We start from the raw sequence: 17,702 nt of genomic DNA on the forward strand, positions 1-17,702 counted from the left end.
CCGTAGATCCTCAGACTTCGAGAGAGATTCCGGAATCATGGCGAACTACACCGCCGCCGACGTCAAGAAGCTCCGCGAGCTCACCGGCGCCGGCATGATGGACTGCAAGAAGGCGCTGGACGAGGCCGAGGGCAACGTCGAGAAGGCCGTCGAGGCGCTCCGTATCAAGGGCCAGAAGGGCGTCGCCAAGCGCGAGGGCCGCTCTGCCGAGAACGGCGCCGTCGTCTCGATCATCGCCGACGACAACACCTCGGGTGTCCTCGTCGAGCTGAAGTGCGAGACGGACTTCGTCGCCAAGGGCGAGAAGTTCCAGACCGTCGCCACGACCATCGCCGAGCACATCGCCAAGGCCTCCCCGGCCGACCTGGAGGCCCTGCTCGCCTCCGAGATCGAGCCCGGCAAGACCGTCCAGGCGTACGTGGACGAGGCCAACGCCAACCTCGGCGAGAAGATCGTCCTGGACCGCTTCGCGCAGTTCTCCGGCGGCTTCGTGACCGCGTACATGCACCGCACGATGCCCGACCTGCCCCCGCAGATCGGTGTCCTCGTCGAGCTGGACAAGCCCAACGCCGAGATCGCCAAGGGCGTCGCCCAGCACATCGCCGCCTTCGCGCCGAAGTACCTCTCCAAGGAGGACGTCCCGGCCGAGGTCGTCGAGTCCGAGCGCCGCGTCGCCGAGGAGACCACCCGCGCCGAGGGCAAGCCCGAGGCCGCCCTGCCGAAGATCGTCGAGGGTCGCCTCAACGGCTTCTTCAAGGACGCCACCCTGCTCGGCCAGCCCTACGCCCTGGACAACAAGAAGTCCGTCCAGAAGGTGCTGGAAGAGGCCGGTGTCAGCCTGAAGCGCTTCTCGCGCATCAAGGTCGGCATCTGAGTCCGTACCGCGACGGACGTACGACCCCGGTAGGGTCGACAGCAGTCGTCGGCGCCGTTCGCGTATGCCGTTGCGTACACGCGCGTGGCGGCGGACGACAGCAGATCTGACGAGGAGGCCATTGCCGCGTATGGGATGCGAAACACGCCCCCACCGGCAGTGGCCTTCTTCGTGTGTGTGACCCACGTAAAAGAGGCGAGATCTCCATGACCACCAAGGCCGAGAAGAGCGACGACGGCAAAGTACGCGGCCGCTTCATGCTGAAGCTGTCCGGAGAGGCCTTCTCCGGCGGTGGGGGCCTGGGCGTCGACCCCGACGTGGTGCACGCCATCGCCCGTGAGATCGCGGCCGTCGTCCGGGACGGCGCGCAGATCGCGATCGTCATCGGCGGCGGCAACTTCTTCCGCGGCGCCGAGCTGCAGGTGCGCGGCATGGACCGCGCCCGCTCCGACTACATGGGCATGCTCGGCACCGTGATGAACTGCCTGGCCCTCCAGGACTTCCTGGAGAAGGAGGGCGTCGACTGCCGCGTGCAGACCGCCATCACCATGGGCCAGGTCGCCGAGCCCTACATCCCGCTGCGCGCCGTGCGTCACCTGGAGAAGGGCCGCGTGGTCATCTTCGGCGCCGGTATGGGCATGCCGTACTTCTCCACCGACACCACCGCCGCCCAGCGCGCCCTCGAGATCGACGCCGAGGCCCTGCTCATGGGCAAGAACGGCGTGGACGGGGTCTACGACTCCGACCCGAAGACCAACCCGGACGCCGTGAAGTTCGACGCGCTCGGCTACGGCGAGGTCATCACGCGGGACCTGAAGGTCGCCGACGCCACGGCCGTCACGCTCTGCCGCGACAACAGCCTCCCGATCGTGGTCTTCGAGCTGTTGAAGGAGGGCAATATCGCCCGCGCGGTCAAGGGTGAGAAGATCGGCACGCTTGTGGGTGACCAGGGCAGCCGGGACTGACCGGAGAACACCCCCGTCCGTGGACGCCACCTGTCCGGGGGACGGACGGGACGGGGCCGGGCCGGGGGATGGACAATGTCCCGCCGGTCGGGAACCGTGCAGGAAGAACGCGACGCAGCCGGCCGCAGCCCGCAGGGAGCCGCAGCCGGGCCTACTCAAGACACGCAGGAGCAAGTGGTGATCGAAGAGACCCTCCTCGAGGCCGAGGAGAAGATGGAGAAGGCCGTCGTGGTCGCCAAGGAGGACTTCGCCGCGATCCGCACCGGCCGTGCGCACCCGGCGATGTTCAACAAGATCGTGGCCGACTACTACGGCGCGCCGACGCCGATCAACCAGCTGGCCTCGTTCTCCGTGCCCGAGCCGCGGATGGCCGTGGTGACCCCCTTCGACAAGAGCGCCCTGCGCAACATCGAGCAGGCGATCCGCGACTCCGACCTGGGCGTCAACCCGAGCAACGACGGCAACATCATCCGGGTGGTCTTCCCGGAGCTGACCGAGGAGCGCCGCCGGGAGTACATCAAGGTGGCCAAGGGCAAGGGCGAGGACGCCAAGGTCTCGATCCGCTCCGTGCGCCGCAAGGCCAAGGACACCATCGACAAGCTGGTCAAGGACGGCGAGGTCGGCGAGGACGAGGGCCGCCGTGCGGAGAAGGAGCTCGACGACACCACCGCCAAGTACGTCGCGCAGGTGGACGAGCTCCTGAAGCACAAGGAAGCGGAGCTGCTCGAGGTCTGATGAACGACTCTTCCTGGGGAGCGCCGCCACAAGCCGGGTACTGGGGGCCGTCCGACCAGGGACCCGTCCAGGGCGCCGGTCCGGCGGGTTCCGCGTACGATGCGCACTACGCGCAGCAGACTCGCCCCATGCCCATCGTGCCCGACGTACCCGAACACGGCGGAGACCAGGACGACGACCAGGGGACCGCTCGGCCGAGCGGTCCCTTGTTCCGGGACGAGCCGTTCCACGACCAGCCCGTTCGCGACGAGCAGTATCGCGACCCGAGTCCGTCGGCGCAGCCGTATGCGGCGGTGCCGCAGAATCCGGAGCCCATGCCCGACGCCCCGCAGCCGGCGCAGCCCCAGCCGTCGCAGCCGAAGAAGAGCGCGGGGCGCGACCTGGGTGCCGCGATAGGGGTGGGCGTCGGTCTCGGCGTGGTGATCATCGCCTCGCTGTTCGTCGTCAAGGCGGTCTTCGTCGGCGTGATCGCGGTCGCGGTCGTGGTGGGCCTGTGGGAGCTGACCACGCGGCTGGAGGAACGCAAGGGCATCAAGGCACCCCTCGTGCCGCTCGCGATCGGCGGCGCCGCGATGGTGATCGCCGGTTACGCGCGCGGTGCGGAGGGGGCGTGGGTCGCCATGGCCCTCACCGCGCTCGCGGTCCTGGTCTGGCGGGTGACGGAACCGCCCGAGGGTTACCTCAAGGACGTCACGGCGGGGCTGTTCGCCGCGTTCTACGTGCCGTTCCTGGCCACGTTCGTCGCCATGATGCTGGCGGCCGACGACGGTGCCTGGCGCGTGCTGGTCTTCCTGATACTGACGGTCGTCAGCGACACCGGGGCCTACGCCGTCGGTTGGCGCTTCGGCAGGAAGAAGCTCGCCCCGCGCATCAGCCCCGGCAAGACCCGCGAGGGCCTCATGGGAGCGGTGGCGTTCGCGATGGTGGCGGGCGCGCTGTGCATGCAGTTCCTGATCGACGACGGCACCTGGTGGCAGGGTCTGCTGCTCGGCCTCGTGGTCGCGATCAGCGCCACCCTGGGCGACCTCGGCGAGTCCATGATCAAGCGGGACCTCGGCATCAAGGACATGGGCACCCTTTTGCCGGGCCACGGCGGCATCATGGACCGCCTCGACTCCCTCCTGCCGACGGCACCGGTGGCGTGGCTGCTGCTGGTGATCTTCGTGGGGTCGGGCTGATCCGGTCGACGACTCCTCCAGGAGGCGTCTGACCTGCTGGTTCTTCGGAGAGGGGCTCGTTGTCCACAGGGCGGCGGGTCCCTCTGCGTATGTCTGCGACACTGGTATGGCCATGCCTAAGCCCGGAGAACTCACATTTGTCGCGCCGCGCGGAGCCAAGAAGCCGCCGCGGCACCTCGCCGACCTCACGCCCGCCGAGCGCAAGGAGGCTGTCGCCGCGATCGGTGAGAAGCCGTTCCGTGCGAAGCAGCTCTCGCAGCACTACTTCGCGCGGTACGCGCACGCCCCCGAGGAGTGGACCGACATCCCCGCCGGTTCGCGCCAGGGGCTGCGGGAGGCGTTGCTGCCCGACCTGATGACGGTCGTGCGGCACCTTTCGACCGACCAGGGGACCACGCGCAAGACACTGTGGAAGCTGTTCGACGGGACGCTGGTCGAGTCCGTCCTCATGCGCTACCCGGACCGGGTGACCATGTGCATCAGCTCCCAGGCCGGCTGCGGCATGAACTGCCCGTTCTGCGCCACCGGCCAGGCCGGCCTCGACCGGAACCTGTCGACCGCCGAGATCGTGCACCAGATCGTGGACGGCATGCGGGCGCTCAGGGACGGCGAGGTCCCGGGAGGCCCCGCGCGGCTCAGCAACATCGTGTTCATGGGCATGGGCGAGCCCCTCGCCAACTACAACCGGGTCGTGGGCGCCATCCGCCGGCTCACCGACCCCGAGCCGGACGGGCTGGGGCTCTCCCAGCGCGGGATCACCGTCTCCACCGTCGGTCTCGTCCCCGCGATCCACCGCTTCACCGGCGAGGGCTTCAAGTGCCGCCTCGCCATCTCCCTGCACGCCCCCGACGACGAGCTGCGCGACACCCTCGTCCCCGTCAACACGCGGTGGAAGGTGCGCGAGGTGCTGGACGCCGGGTTCGAGTACGCGGCGACGTCGGGGCGCCGGCTGTCCATCGAGTACGCCCTCATCCGCGACATCAACGACCAGGCCTGGCGCGGTGACCGTCTCGGGCGGCTGCTCAAGGGCAGGCCCGTGCACGTCAACCTGATCCCGCTCAACCCCACGCCCGGCTCCAAGTGGACCGCGTCCCGGCCCGAGGACGAGAAGGCGTTCGTGGAGACGATCGCGGCGCACGGCGTGCCGGTGACGATCCGGGACACCCGTGGGCAGGAGATCGACGGGGCGTGTGGTCAGCTCGCCGCGAGCGAGCGGTAACCTGACCGGCGGAAGTACATCAGCACAGTCACATCTTCAAATTCCGACAGGGGAGCGCCACAGCGCTGAGAGTGCGGCACCGGCCGCAGACCCTCCGAACCTGGCCCAGGTCATTCTGGGTAGGGAGATCGGTCACCACTCGAGCTGTTGCGCCCTGCCCGGGACCCTCGCCAGGGGTTCCGGGCGGGGCCGCGTCTTCTCCTGGTCACCCAGGAGGGATTCAGTGAGCATCACCAAGAAGGTCAGTGTCCTCGCCGTCGGTCTCGGCATGGTCGGCACCCTGGCCGCCTGCGGATCGTCGTCGGACGACGCCGGCGGCAGCGGCTCCGGCGGCTCCAAGACCGTGACCCTCGTCAGCCACGACTCGTGGGCCGCGTCCAAGGACGTCGTCGCCGCCTTCGAGAAGGAGTCGGGCTACAAGGTCAAGGTCCTGGAGGACGGCGACGCCGGGCAGGCCGTCAACAAGGCCATCCTCACCAAGGACAACCCGCAGGGCGACGTGTTCTTCGGCGTCGACAACACCCTGCTGTCCCGGGCGCTCGACAACGGCCTGTTCCAGTCGTACGAGGCCAAGGACTCCGACCAGGTCCGGCCCGAGTACCGGACCGACCAGGACAAGCACCGGGTCACGCCCGTCGACACCGGCGACATCTGCGTCAACTACGACAAGGCGTACTTCGACAAGCACGGGCTGACGCCGCCGAAGTCCTTCGACGACCTGGTCAAGCCCGCGTACAAGGACCTGCTCGTCACCGAGAACGCGGGCAGTTCCTCGCCGGGTCTCGGATTCCTGCTCGGCACGGCCGCCCAGTACGGCGACAGGGGCTGGGAGGGCTACTGGAAGAAGCTCAAGGCGAACGGCGTCAAGGTCGTCGACAGCTGGGAGCAGGCGTACAACGAGGAGTTCTCCGGCTCGGCCGGCGGCAAGAAGGCCAAGGGCGACCGTCCGCTCGTCGTCTCCTACGCCTCCTCGCCGCCGGCCGAGGTCGTCTACGCCGACCCGCAGCCGGCCACCGCCCCCACGGGCGTCGCCGACGGCACCTGCTTCCGGCAGATCGAGTACGCGGGCCTGCTCAGCAACGCGAAGAACCCCGAGGCCGGCAAGGCACTCCTCGACTTCCTGCTGAGCAGGACCTTCCAGGAGGACATGCCGCTGAACATGTTCGTCTACCCGGTGCGGCAGGGCGCGCAGGTCCCCGAGGTGTTCTCGAAGTCCGGGCCGCAGGCGAAGGACCCGCGGACCCTCGACCCGGCGAAGATCGCCGACAACCGCGACCAGTGGGTCAAGTCGTGGACCTCGCTCGTACTGAAGTGAGCCAGGGGGACGAGCGGGCGCGGACCGTGCGCGGGAGCGCGGCGCGGCTCGGCCTGATGGCCGTGCCCGTCGCGTTCTTCGCGGTGTTCTTCGCCTACCCCGTCGCCGCCATCGTCGCGCGCGGCCTGGACGTCGACGGGGCCTGGCGGTTCGGGCGGATCGGGGACGTGCTCGCGCAGTCCGACATGCGGCACGTGCTGTGGTTCACCACCTGGCAGGCGCTGGCGTCCACCGCGCTCACCCTGCTGATCGCGCTGCCCGGCGCCTACGTCTTCGCCCGCTTCGACTTCCCCGGCAAGCAGATCCTGCGGGCCGTGGTGACCGTGCCGTTCGTGCTGCCGACGGTGGTCGTCGGCACGGCGTTCCTGGCGCTGGTGGGGCGCGGCGGACTGCTGGACGAGCTGTGGGGCGTGCGCCTGGACACCACGGTGTGGGCGATCCTGCTCGCGCACGTCTTCTTCAACTACGCGGTCGTCGTCCGCACCGTCGGCGGACTGTGGGCGCAGCTCGATCCGCGGCAGGAGGAGGCCGCGCGGATGCTGGGCGCCTCGCGGCTGCGGGCCTGGCGGCAGGTGACACTGCCCGCGCTGGCGCCCGCCGTGGCCGCCGCCGCGCTGATGGTCTTCCTGTTCACCTTCACCTCCTTCGGCGTCGTCCAGATCCTCGGCGGGCCCACCTTCTCCACCCTGGAGGTGGAGATCTACCGGCAGACCTCGCAGGTCTTCGACCTGTCCACGGCGGCCGTCCTGACGCTGGTCCAGTTCGCCGCCGTCGCCGCCGTCCTCGCCGTGCACGCCTGGACGGTGCGGCGGCGCGAGAGCGCCCTCAGACTGGTGGACGCGGCCACGACCGCGCGCCGGCCGCGCGGGGCCGGGCAGTGGTCGCTGCTCGCCGGGGTCCTGGCAGTCATCGCCGTCCTGCTGGTGCTGCCGCCGGCGGTACTGGTCCAGCGGTCGCTCGGCGCGTCCGGCTTCGGCTACTACCGGGCGCTGACCCGCGAGGACGGCGGTGCCTTCCTCGTCCCGCCGATCGAGGCGCTCGGCAACTCCCTCCAGTACGCCGTCGCCGCCACCGGCATCGCCGTGGTGATCGGCGCGCTGGCCGCGACCGCGCTGACCCGGCGGGACGCGGGCCGCTTCGTGCGCGGGTTCGACGCGCTGCTGATGCTCCCGCTCGGGGTGTCGGCCGTGACGGTCGGCTTCGGGTTCCTCATCGCGCTGGACGAACCCCCGCTGGACCTCAGATCCTCCTGGATCCTGGTGCCGCTCGCACAGGCGCTGGTGGGTGTCCCCTTCGTCGTACGGACCATGCTGCCGGTGCTGCGGGCGGTGGACGGACGGCTCAGGGAGGCGGCGGCGGTGCTGGGCGCGTCGCCCTGGCGCGTGTGGCGTGAGGTGGACCTGCCGATGGTGCGGCGGGCACTGCTGGTCGCGGCCGGGTTCGCCTTCGCGGTGTCGCTGGGCGAGTTCGGGGCGACCGTGTTCCTCGCACGGCCCGACAACCCGACCCTGCCGGTCGCCGTGGCGCGGCTGCTGGGGCGGCCCGGAGACCTGAACTACGGCCGGGCGATGGCCCTTTCGACGATTCTGATGCTGGTGTGCGCGGTGGCCCTGGTGGTGCTGGAGCGGCTGCGGACCGACCGGAGCGGGGAGTTCTGACCATGCCGCCCAGCCTGCTGAGCCTTGAGGGAGCAACCGTCCGCTTCGGTGGGCGGCCCGTGCTCGACGACGTCGACCTCGGGATCGCCGAGCACGAGGTGGTGTGCGTGCTCGGGCCCAGCGGCAGCGGCAAGTCGACGCTGCTGCGGGCGGTCGCCGGGCTCCAGCCGCTGGACGCCGGGCGGGTGAGGCTGGACGGGCGGGACCAGTCCGGGGTGCCCGCGCACAAGCGTGAGGTCGGGCTGATGTTCCAGGACCACCAGCTGTTCCCGCAACGGGACGTGGCCGGGAACATCGCCTTCGGGCCGCGGATGCGAGGGGCGTCCCGGGCCGAGCAGCGGGCCCGGGTGGGGGAGTTGCTGGAGCTGGTCGGGCTGCCGGACGCCGCCAGCCGGTCCGTCGCCGCGCTCTCCGGCGGGGAGCAGCAGCGCGTGGCGCTGGCCCGGGCCCTCGCGCCCCGGCCCCGGCTGCTGATGCTGGACGAACCGCTGGGCCAGCTGGACCGCTCGCTGCGGGAGCGCCTCGTGGTCGAACTGCGGGAGCTGTTCGGCCGGTTGGGCACCACGGTGCTGGCCGTGACGCACGACCAGGGTGAGGCGTTCGCGCTGGCCGACCGGGTCGTGGTGATGAGGGACGGGCGGATCGCCCAGTCGGGGACGCCGCTGGAGGTGTGGCAGCGGCCGGCGGACGCGTTCGTGGCCCGCTTCCTCGGCTTCGACAACGTCGCCGAGGCCTCCGTCGCCGGACAGGCCGCGGACACCCCCTGGGGCAAGGTGCCGGTCCCCGAGGACGCCCCGCAGGGCACGCGGACGGTGCTGGTGCGGCCGGCCGGGGTCCGCCTCGTCCCCGCCGACGAGGGCCTGCGCTGCACGGTCACCGCCCGCACCTTCCGCGGCACGCACGTCGCCGTGCACCTCCAGCCCGAGGACGCGCCCCGGCTGGAGGCGGCCTGCGCGCTGCGGGCCGCGCCGGAGGTCGGGCACGCGGTCGGGGTGGAGTTCGACGCGGCCGAAATCGTCGTGCTCGACTGATCGTTCCGCGGCCGGCTGCCGCTGGACGCTCCGGGGCTCGAGGTGCTCGGCGACCGGGAGTTGCTCGGGCTCCGGGTGGCCAAGGCGGCGTTCGGCTGACACGACGGTGGCCCGCCCCGGACCGGGACGGGCCACCGCGGTGAGCGCATGGGCGCGGAAGGATCAGCTGTTGCTGTTCGCTCCGCGACGACGCAGGCCGAAGAAGACGGCGCCGCCACCGACGACGACCAGGGCCGCCGCGATACCGGCGATCATGCCGGTGTTGGAGTTGGCGCCGGTCTCGGCGAGGTTGGAGTCACCGGCCGCCGGGGACGGGGCGTTGCCGTTCGGCACGGCCGCCAGAGGGGTGCTCTCCGACGGCGCGGGGGACGACGTGGACGGCTCGGGCGCCGGGGACTCCGTCTCGTCGGACGGGGTCGAGGAGCTCTCCGACGGGGTCGGGGACGGCGTGTCCTCGGTCTTGCAGGGCGTCGACGGGGTCGTGACGTCCGGCTTGATGAACTCGTCGACGTACCTGTCGGCCTTGACGTGGACGCGGTACTCCGTGTTCGGCTTCCAGTCCACGGCGAAGTCGACGGTGGTGCCCTCCTTGGAGCCCTTGACCGTCTCCTGGCCGACCTGCTCGCCGGTGCTCTTCAGGGTGACGGTGACGGTGGCCGGAACGCCGGCGGGGTCCACGTCGGTGACGGTGATGACACCGTTGTCGCCGTCGCACTTGGCTGTGGCGGAGAACTCGCCGATGTTGCAGGCGAGGGCGTTGCCCGAGGCGCTGAGCGCCAAGGCCGCGGAGGCGGCGACGACGCCGAGGGCGCGGACGCTACGGCGTGATGCCGTGCGGCTGAGTATGGACAGGACTGCCACGTTGGTCCTTTACGGGAGCGCGGATGCGGGGGGTGGTGAGGGTGCCGACGCTCGATGACGAGGCATCAGCACACTCATGAGCCTCACTGGTCTATAAGCGAGACGTAAGAAGTGTCAACGCATATGCCTGCCACGGGCGTTGACTTTGCCGTCTTATTAACCACCCAGACGTTTCAGCGCGTCGGGAGCCTCGTCGATTCGGTCAACCAGGGCGATTCGGGACTCCATCGGCCGCCCCTTCGCGAGCGACTGGAGCAGCGGCCACGCCGGCAGCGTCCGGGTCCAGTGCTCCCGGTCCACGAGCACCATCGGCGTGGGCTCGCCGCGCGACTCGTAGTAGTTCGGCGTCGCGTTGTCGAAGATCTCCTGCAGGGTGCCGGCCGAGCCCGGCAGGAACACCACACCCGCGGTGGAGCGGGCCAGCAGACCGTCCTCGCGGGTGGCGTTGGCGAAGTACTTGGCGATGTGCGCGGCGAAGGCGTTGGGCGGCTCGTGGCCGTAGAACCAGGTCGGGATGCCGATCGAGGCGCCGCCGCCGGGCCAGCGCCCACGCACCTCGAACGCGGACCGGGCCCAGTCGGCGATCGACCGGGTGAAGGAGGGAACCTTGGCGAGCAGCATCAGGGCCTCGTCCAGCATCCCGTCGCGGAACGGGGCCGCGTACGCGCCGAGGTTCGCCGCCTCCATCGCGCCCGGGCCGCCGCCCGTGGCCACCGTGAGACCGGCGCGGGCCAGCTCACGGCCCAGGCGCCCGGCGCCCGCGTACTCCTCGGTGCCGCGGGCCATGGCGTGGCCGCCCATGACGCCCACCACCCGCAGGCCCGTAACGAGTTCGTCCAGCGCGTCCGAGACGGCGTCGTCGTGGACGGCGCGCAACATGGAGGCGAAGACGTCCCCGTCGGCCCTGGTCTGCTGGAACCAGTCGTAGGCCAGGGCGTCCGGTGTCGTCTCGTAGCCCTCGTCGAGGCGGGCGTACAACTCGTCGGGGGAGTAGAGCCGCCCCCGGTAGGGGTCGAAGGGCAGGCCCGGTATGGGCGGGAAGACCAGGGCGCCGGTGGCACGCACCCCGGCGGCGGCACGGGGCTCCATCGGGCAGCCGAGGAAGACGGCGCCCGTGGCGTCGGCGGCGAGCAGGGCGTCCGTACGGCCCGTCAGATCGACCGCCTGGACGCGGTGGTGGGCGAGGCCGCCGGGCGCCGAGACGACCCGGTCGAACTCGGCGAGGTTCTCGATCTCCCGGTCGTGGGAGGCGTGGTGGGACTGGAACTGTGACAGTGACGGTGACCCGTGCGGTGACCGGGCCGGGCGCTGGGCGGGTGTCTGATCCACCCGCCCATGCTAGGCACGCGCCCGATCAGCCCTGGACCGCCGCCGGGTCCATCCACACGACCTCGAAGGTGTGGCCGTCGACGTCGTCGAAGGCCCGGCCGTACATGAAGCCGTGGTCCTGGGTCTCGCCGGAGACCGAGCCGCCGGCCGCGACCGCCTTCTCCACCAACTCGTCGACCTTCTCGCGGCTCTCGGCGCTCAGCGCGATCAGCACCTCGCTGGACTTCGTCGAGTCCACGATCTCCTTCTTGGTGAACTCGCGGTACTTCTGCGGCGTGTGCACCATCACGACGATGGTGCCGCTCAGCGGGATCGAGGCGGTGCTGTCGTCGCTGAACTGGGCGTTGATCTCGTACCCGAGCCCGGTGAAGAACTTCTTCGAGGCGTCGAGGTCGTTGGTGGCCAGGTTCACGAAGATCATCTGCTGGTACATGGGGGCCTCTCCCGTGGATGTGCGCTGTAGCGGTGCGGTTCGTACGGCGTGCCGTTCGTACGGCGTGCCGTTCGAAGAGGTAGACGGGAGACGGCACCGGAACTCATCGCAGGTGCGCGGACTTTCTCGAAAATTCTTTTGCCGGTCAGTGGTCCAGCGGCAGCGCGGCCAGCACCGCGACGATCAGGACCAGCGGACCGAAGACGGCGAGCAGGGCGGCGGCCCGTACGCCGGCGGCGGCACGCAGGGTCGAGGGGGGCGCGCCGAGCCGCAGCAGGGCCTCGGTGGTGTCGGCACGGGCGTGCCTGGCCTCGACCGCGGCGGTGAGCAGGGTGGCCACCGTGCAGCCGGCCACGAGGAGGGCGCCCAGGGCGCTGAGCGGGCCGAAGGCGGGTCCGTCCCCGTCGTACACGGTCGTGGTCACGTAGGCCGCGGCGGCGACGGCGGCCACGACGCCGAGCGGGCGGCCGACGCGCTGCGACTCCTCCATGAGGACACGGCCGGCCAGGAGACGCAGGGCACCGGGCCGGGCGGCCTGGAGCAGGCGGCCGCACAGGTGCGTGAGGCCCGGCCCGGCCAGCGCGAGGCCCAGGGCGGTGAGGGCCCAGCCGATCAGCACGCCGGCGGAGGGAGCGGTGCCGGGGGCGGGCGCGCCGGCCGCGTTGCCGGTGTAGGTCTCGACGGTGAGGCCCGCGGTGAGGACGGCGATGCCCCAGGGGAGGGCGGTGGTGTTCTGGGGGCGGGGCGTCGACTCGGTCGCAGTGTCGGGGTCGGCCTCCGGCGCGTGCGGGGCGGCGTCCGACGGGCTCGGGGTCGAGGTCTGGAGGTCGCTCACCCGCGTTTGCAGGGTGCCGACAGCGGTGTGACCGTCCGCAGGGGCGGCGGCACGACCGTCCGCGGGGACGGTTGCGGCGGCGGTGCGGGCGCCGAAGCGGCCGTAGGCGCCGAAGGTCTCGCGGGCCTTGCCCCAGCCGTACGCGCCGAAGCGGCCGTAACCGCGGGGTGCGGCGGCAGCGGCGGGCCGGGGGTCGCGGGGCCGCAGCGTGTGGGCCACCGCGGCCGAGGCGAAGGCCGGGACGAGGACCAGCAGGGTCAGCACGGCCGGCACCGGGAGGGACTGGCCGACGGCCAGGGCGTCGGCCGCCACGCGGCCCGAGGGCCGGCCCCCGGTCAGGTCACCGCGCAGGTGCAGGAAGACGAGCAGGGCCGCCACCGAACCCAGCGAGGCGGACAGGGCCGTGGTCGTCGCCGATACGGCCATCAGCCGGCCCGGCCCCAGACCGATCGCCGACAGTCCCGAGCGCGGCCGGGTCCCGGGATCGGTGCGGGCCACGGCGACCGCGAGGTACACCGCGGCGGCCAGCGGGGCCGCGCACCAGGCCAGGCGGAGGGCGGAGGCGCCGGGTGCGTCGGGGTGGCTCAGGGCGTGGCCGAGGGCGCACAGCAGCAGGAAGCCCGTGCCCGCCGAGGCCACCGCGACCAGCAGGCGGCGCAGGTGGACGGCGAGGTGGGCGGTGCGGGTCAGGCGGAGAGCGAGCACGCCGCCCGGCCTTCCGTTCCGGGAGTCCCGGCGGCGCCCGTGGCCACCGCGGTCTCGGCGAGCGGCGGCAGGTGCACGGTCCGCACCCGCCGTCCGTCGAGGAGCGCCACCGCGCGGTCCGCCAGGGCGGCGGTCTGCGCGTCGTGCGTGGCGAGCAGGACGGTGATGCCGTGCGAGCGGGCCGCCGTGGTGAGCGTGCGCAGGACATGGGAGCGGTCGGCGCGGTGCAGGGGGGCCGTCGGCTCGTCGGCGAAGAGGACCGCGGGGGCGACGGCGAGGGCGCGGGCGATGCAGACGCGCTGCCGCTCGGCCTGCCGCAGTTCGTGGGGGCGCCGGCGCGCCTTGTCGCCGACGTCGAGGCGGTCCAGCCACTCCAGGGCGGCGGTCTTGGCCCGGCGCCGGCCGGTGCCGCGCAGCATGAGGGGGAGCGCGGCGTTCTCCCAGGCGTTCAGCTCGGGGACGAGCGCCGGGGCGGGGTCGATCCAGCCGAAGCGGTCGCGGCGCAGCCGCTCGCGGCTGAGCGGACCCATGGTGTGCACCGGCACGCTGTTGAACCACACCTCGCCGTCCTGCGGCTTGACCAGTCCGGACAGGCACCGCAGCAGCGTGGTCTTGCCGCTGCCGCGCGGGCCGCTCACGGCGAGGATCTCGCCCTCGCGCACGCCGAGCGACACGCCTTGCAGCGCGGGGGAGCCGTCGTGGTGCTGGAAGTGCAGGGCACGGGCCCAGAGCACGTCGTTGTCCGGCGGGGCCTCCATGGGCGTACACCTCGGTTCTGATCCGTATTTCCCCGGTCCTGCCCCCCTTCCGGGGGAACGAAGACGGGGCCGATCGGTCACTGGGCACGCTAAGCAGTCCCCGCGCGGAGGCCGGACAGCACGAGGCCCCGGGCCGCCGTGTCTCACTCGAACGGGCGGCGCCGGGGCCGGTGATGATCTTCCCAAAGGATGATCAGAAGGTGATCAGAGCTTCGTCCACGCCTCCGTCAGCGTGGCGCGCAGGATCTGCTCGATCTCGTCGAAGGTCTCCTGGTCGGAGATCAGCGGCGGGGCGAGCTGGATGACCGGGTCGCCGCGGTCGTCGGCACGGCAGTACAGGCCGTTCTCGAAGAGCTTCTTGGAGAGGAAGCCGTACAGGACGCGCTCGGTCTCCTCGTCGTTGAAGGACTCCTTGGTGGCCTTGTCCTTGACCAGCTCGATGCCGTAGAAGAAGCCGTTGCCGCGGACGTCGCCGACGATCGGCAGGTCGTGCAGCTTCTCCAGGGTGGCGCGGAAGGCGCCCTCGTTGTCGAGCACGTGCTGGTTGAGGCCCTCGCGCTCGAACAGGTCGAGGTTGGCGAGGCCGACCGCGGCGGAGACCGGGTGGCCGCCGAAGGTGTAGCCGTGCAGGAAGGTGTTGTCGCCCTTGTAGAACGGCTCGGCCAGGCGGTCGGAGACGATGCAGGCGCCGATCGGGGAGTAGCCCGAGGTCATGCCCTTCGCGCAGGTGATCATGTCCGGGACGTAGCCGAACTTGTCGCAGGCGAAGGTCGTGCCCAGGCGGCCGAAGGCGCAGATGACCTCGTCCGAGACGAGCAGTACGTCGTACTGGTCGCAGATCTCGCGGACCCGCTGGAAGTAGCCGGGCGGGGGCGGGAAGCAGCCGCCGGCGTTCTGCACGGGCTCCAGGAAGACCGCCGCGACCGTGTCCGGGCCCTCGAAGAGGATCTGCTGCTCGATCTGGTCGGCGGCCCAGCGGCCGAAGGCCTCGGGGTCGTCGCCGAAGAGCGGGGCGCGGTAGATGTTGGTGTTCGGCACCTTGTGCGCGCCCGGAACGAGCGGCTCGAAGGGGGCCTTCAGCGCGGGCAGGCCCGTGATGGACAGGGCGCCCTGCGGGGTGCCGTGGTAGGCCACCGCGCGGGAGATCACCTTGTACTTGGTGGGCTTGCCGGTCAGCTTGAAGTACTGCTTGGCGAGCTTCCAGGCGGTCTCGACCGCCTCGCCGCCGCCGGTGGTGAAGAAGACCTTGTTGAGGTCGCCGGGGGCCTCGTTCGCCAGGCGCTCGGCCAGCTCGACGGCCTTGGGGTGGGCGTAGGACCACACCGGGAAGAAGGCGAGCTCCTGCGCCTGCTTCGCGGCGGCCTCGGCCAGCTCCGTGCGGCCGTGTCCGGCCTGGACCACGAACAGACCGGCGAGGCCGTCGAGGTAGCGCTTGCCCTTGTCGTCGAAGATGTGGGTGCCCTCACCGCGGACGATGGTGGGGACGGGGGCGTTCTCGTACGACGACATGCGGGTGAAGTGCATCCACAGGTGGTCGTACGCGGCCTTGCTGAGGTCCTTGGGGCTGTCGGTGCTCACGATTATCGGGTTCCCCACATATAGGTCTGCTTCTTGAGCTTGAGGTAGACGAAGCTCTCGGTGGAGCGCACGCCGGGCACCGCCCGGATGCGTCGGTTGATGACCTCGAGGAGATGGTCGTCGTCCTCGCAGACGACCTCCACCATCAGGTCGAAGGAGCCCGCGGTCATCACCACGTACTCGCACTCGGACATGGCCGACAGCGCCTCGGCCACCGACTCCACGTCGCCCTCGACGTTGACACCGACCATCGCCTGGCGCCGGAAGCCCACGGTGAGCGGGTCCGTGACGGCGACGATCTGCATCACGCCCTGGTCGAGCAGCTTCTGGACGCGCTGGCGCACCGCCGCCTCCGACAGGCCCACGGCCTTGCCGATGGCGGCGTACGGCCGGCGGCCGTCCTCCTGGAGCTGCTCGATGATGGCGAGGGAGACGGCGTCCAACGGGGGACCGCCGTTCCTGGACTCGCGGGAGTCCTTCTGGTCTGCGCTTCGACTGGCCACGGCTTCACTGTGCACGACGTCTCGACAGTTTCGCAAGGTTGGATCGATGAAATTCGTTGTTTGGCTCGCTTCAAGCTGCGGATATCGCAACCCTGGGGCCGGTGGGGGTGTTGAAAACGTCGGCGCTCCGTCTAGGGTGGTGTCTCAGTCAATGGACACCGAACCTGGAGGGCCGGCAGTGAGCACCGAGCTGCGTCGTTTGCGCAACTACATCGACGGTGAGTTCCGGGACGCCGCCGACGGACGGACCACGGACGTGGTCAACCCCGCCACCGGCGAGGCGTACGCGTCCGCCCCCCTGTCCGGGCAGGCCGACGTGGACGCCGCCATGGAGGCCGCCGCGGCGGCCTTCCCGGCCTGGCGCGACACGACCCCGGCCGAGCGGCAGAAGGCCCTGCTGAAGATCGCGGACGCGTTCGAGGAGCGGGCCGAGGAACTGATCGCGGCCGAGGTGGAGAACACGGGCAAGCCGATCGGGCTGACCCGCTCCGAGGAGATCCCGCCGATGGTCGACCAGATCCGCTTCTTCGCGGGCGCGGCGCGGATGCTGGAAGGCCGCGGCGCCGGCGAGTACATGGAGGGTCTGACCTCCTTCGTGCGCCGCGAGCCCATCGGTGTCTGCGCGCAGGTCGCGCCGTGGAACTACCCGATGATGATGGCCGTGTGGAAGTTCGCCCCGGCGCTCGCCGCGGGCAACACGGTCGTCCTCAAGCCCTCGGACACCACCCCCGCCTCCACGGTCCTGATGGCCGACATCATCGGCTCGATCGTGCCCAAGGGCGTCTTCAACGTCGTCTGCGGCGACCGCGACACCGGCCGCCTGATGGTCGAGCACCCGACCCCGGCCATGGCCTCCATCACCGGTTCCGTGCGGGCCGGCATGTCGGTCGCCGAGTCGGCGTCCAAGGACCTCAAGCGGGTCCACCTGGAGCTGGGCGGCAAGGCCCCGGTGGTGGTCTTCGAGGACACCGACATCCCCAAGGCCGTCGCGGGCATCTCGGAGGCGGGCTACTTCAACGCCGGGCAGGACTGCACGGCGGCCACCCGCGTGCTCGTCCACGAGTCGGTCCACGACGAGTTCGTGAGCGCGCTCGCCAAGGCCGCGTCCGAGATCAAGACCGGGCAGCCCGACGACGAGGACGTGCTCTACGGCCCGCTCAACAACCCCAACCAGCTCAAGCAGGTCGCCGGGTTCGTCGAGCGCCTGCCCGCGCACGCCAAGGTCGAGGCGGGCGGCCACCGGGTCGGCGACAAGGGCTACTTCTACGCGCCGACCGTCGTCTCCGGCCTCAAGCAGGACGACGAGATCATCCAGCAGGAGGTCTTCGGCCCGGTCATCACCGTCCAGTCCTTCCGCGACGAGGACCAGGCCGTCGAGTGGGCCAACGGCGTCGAGTACGCGCTGGCCTCCTCCGTGTGGACCAAGGACCACGGCCGCGCCATGCGGATGTCCAAGAGGCTCGACTTCGGCTGCGTGTGGATCAACACCCACATCCCGCTGGTCGCCGAGATGCCGCACGGCGGCTTCAAGAAGTCCGGCTACGGCAAGGACCTGTCGGGGTACGGCTTCGAGGACTACACGCGGATCAAGCACGTGATGACGTCGCTGGACGCCTGACGTCCGACGCCTGACGCCTCGCGCCCTCGGCTCGTGCGCGGCCCCGGACGGGCAACCCGTTCCCGTCCGGGGCCGCGCCGCGTGTGGGTCCGTGAACTCGGCCCGGT

16 protein-coding genes and 1 riboswitch are annotated in these 17,702 nt (G+C 71.0%); of the genes, 9 read left to right on the forward strand and 7 right to left on the reverse strand.

The annotated features are described in order from the left end of the window. Positions 1–37 precede the first annotated feature (37 nt). The 8 genes from tsf to IE94_RS0125705 all read left to right on the forward strand — a co-directional run bounded on the left by tsf (position 38) and on the right by IE94_RS0125705 (position 8,975). Positions 38–874: a translation elongation factor Ts gene (gene tsf / locus IE94_RS0125665; protein WP_030188659.1), complete on the forward strand. Its 837-nt coding sequence runs from the start codon at positions 38–40 to the stop codon at positions 872–874. Between the two features lie 206 nt (positions 875–1,080). Further along, entirely contained in the window at positions 1,081–1,839 is a 759-nt protein-coding gene (gene pyrH, locus IE94_RS0125670) for a UMP kinase (RefSeq protein WP_007444937.1), read from the forward strand. Positions 1,840–2,016: 177 nt separating this feature from the next. After that, positions 2,017–2,574 (forward strand): ribosome recycling factor, encoded by a 558-nt coding sequence (frr, locus tag IE94_RS0125675; RefSeq protein ID WP_030188661.1) that lies wholly within the window; start codon positions 2,017–2,019, stop codon positions 2,572–2,574. After that, positions 2,574–3,752: a phosphatidate cytidylyltransferase gene (locus IE94_RS0125680; RefSeq protein ID WP_037923548.1), complete on the forward strand. Its 1,179-nt coding sequence runs from the start codon at positions 2,574–2,576 to the stop codon at positions 3,750–3,752. The genes frr and IE94_RS0125680 overlap by 1 nt, the downstream gene beginning before the upstream one ends. Before the next feature lie 112 nt (positions 3,753–3,864). Beyond that, positions 3,865–4,971 (forward strand): dual-specificity RNA methyltransferase RlmN, encoded by a 1,107-nt coding sequence (rlmN, locus tag IE94_RS0125685; protein WP_030188665.1) that lies wholly within the window; start codon positions 3,865–3,867, stop codon positions 4,969–4,971. 38 nt (positions 4,972–5,009) lie between these two features. Then, positions 5,010–5,115: riboswitch (TPP riboswitch) on the forward strand. Between the two features lie 79 nt (positions 5,116–5,194). After that, positions 5,195–6,286: a thiamine ABC transporter substrate-binding protein gene (locus IE94_RS0125695; RefSeq protein ID WP_030188669.1), complete on the forward strand. Its 1,092-nt coding sequence runs from the start codon at positions 5,195–5,197 to the stop codon at positions 6,284–6,286. Continuing rightward, positions 6,262–7,944 carry an ABC transporter permease gene (locus tag IE94_RS0125700; protein WP_063829738.1) on the forward strand — a complete coding sequence of 561 codons (1,683 nt, stop codon included), beginning with the start codon at positions 6,262–6,264 and terminating at the stop codon, positions 7,942–7,944. Before IE94_RS0125695 ends, IE94_RS0125700 begins: the two co-directional genes overlap by 25 nt. Before the next feature lie 2 nt (positions 7,945–7,946). Further along, positions 7,947–8,975 (forward strand): ABC transporter ATP-binding protein, encoded by a 1,029-nt coding sequence (locus IE94_RS0125705; protein ID WP_030188673.1) that lies wholly within the window; start codon positions 7,947–7,949, stop codon positions 8,973–8,975. Positions 8,976–9,137: 162 nt separating this feature from the next. Here the strand turns inward: IE94_RS0125705 and IE94_RS0125710 are convergent, their stop codons facing one another. The 7 genes from IE94_RS0125710 to IE94_RS0125740 form a co-directional block, all read right to left on the reverse strand. Further along, positions 9,138–9,836 carry an LAETG motif-containing sortase-dependent surface protein gene (locus IE94_RS0125710; RefSeq protein ID WP_030188676.1) on the reverse strand — a complete coding sequence of 233 codons (699 nt, stop codon included), beginning with the start codon at positions 9,834–9,836 and terminating at the stop codon, positions 9,138–9,140. Between the two features lie 156 nt (positions 9,837–9,992). Continuing rightward, complete coding sequence (locus IE94_RS0125715) at positions 9,993–11,111, reverse strand: LOG family protein (RefSeq protein WP_030188678.1); 1,119 nt, start codon at positions 11,109–11,111, stop codon at positions 9,993–9,995. A 79-nt stretch (positions 11,112–11,190) separates the two neighbouring features. After that, a complete protein-coding gene (locus tag IE94_RS0125720) occupies positions 11,191–11,598 on the reverse strand; it encodes a VOC family protein (protein ID WP_030188687.1) in 408 nt (135 codons plus the stop codon). Positions 11,599–11,743: 145 nt separating this feature from the next. Continuing rightward, on the reverse strand, positions 11,744–13,138 hold the full coding sequence (locus IE94_RS0125725) for a hypothetical protein (protein WP_030188689.1): 1,395 nt from the start codon (positions 13,136–13,138) through the stop codon (positions 11,744–11,746). Continuing rightward, on the reverse strand, positions 13,120–13,896 hold the full coding sequence (locus IE94_RS0125730) for an ABC transporter ATP-binding protein (protein WP_030188691.1): 777 nt from the start codon (positions 13,894–13,896) through the stop codon (positions 13,120–13,122). Before IE94_RS0125730 ends, IE94_RS0125725 begins: the two co-directional genes overlap by 19 nt. A 204-nt stretch (positions 13,897–14,100) precedes the next feature. Then, positions 14,101–15,474 (reverse strand): aspartate aminotransferase family protein, encoded by a 1,374-nt coding sequence (locus IE94_RS0125735; protein ID WP_030188695.1) that lies wholly within the window; start codon positions 15,472–15,474, stop codon positions 14,101–14,103. A gap of 2 nt (positions 15,475–15,476) precedes the next feature. Beyond that, positions 15,477–15,992, reverse strand: coding sequence for an Lrp/AsnC family transcriptional regulator (locus IE94_RS0125740; RefSeq protein WP_030188697.1), 516 nt, complete (start codon positions 15,990–15,992; stop codon positions 15,477–15,479). A 163-nt stretch (positions 15,993–16,155) separates the two neighbouring features. On the opposite strand from IE94_RS0125740, the gene IE94_RS0125745 reads away from it, so the two are divergent. Then, positions 16,156–17,595 carry a gamma-aminobutyraldehyde dehydrogenase gene (locus tag IE94_RS0125745; RefSeq protein ID WP_030188699.1) on the forward strand — a complete coding sequence of 480 codons (1,440 nt, stop codon included), beginning with the start codon at positions 16,156–16,158 and terminating at the stop codon, positions 17,593–17,595. Positions 17,596–17,702 lie beyond the last annotated feature (107 nt).

This window comes from Streptomyces violaceorubidus (genome assembly GCF_000717995.1).
Classification (GTDB): Bacteria; Actinomycetota; Actinomycetes; order Streptomycetales; family Streptomycetaceae; genus Streptomyces; species Streptomyces violaceorubidus.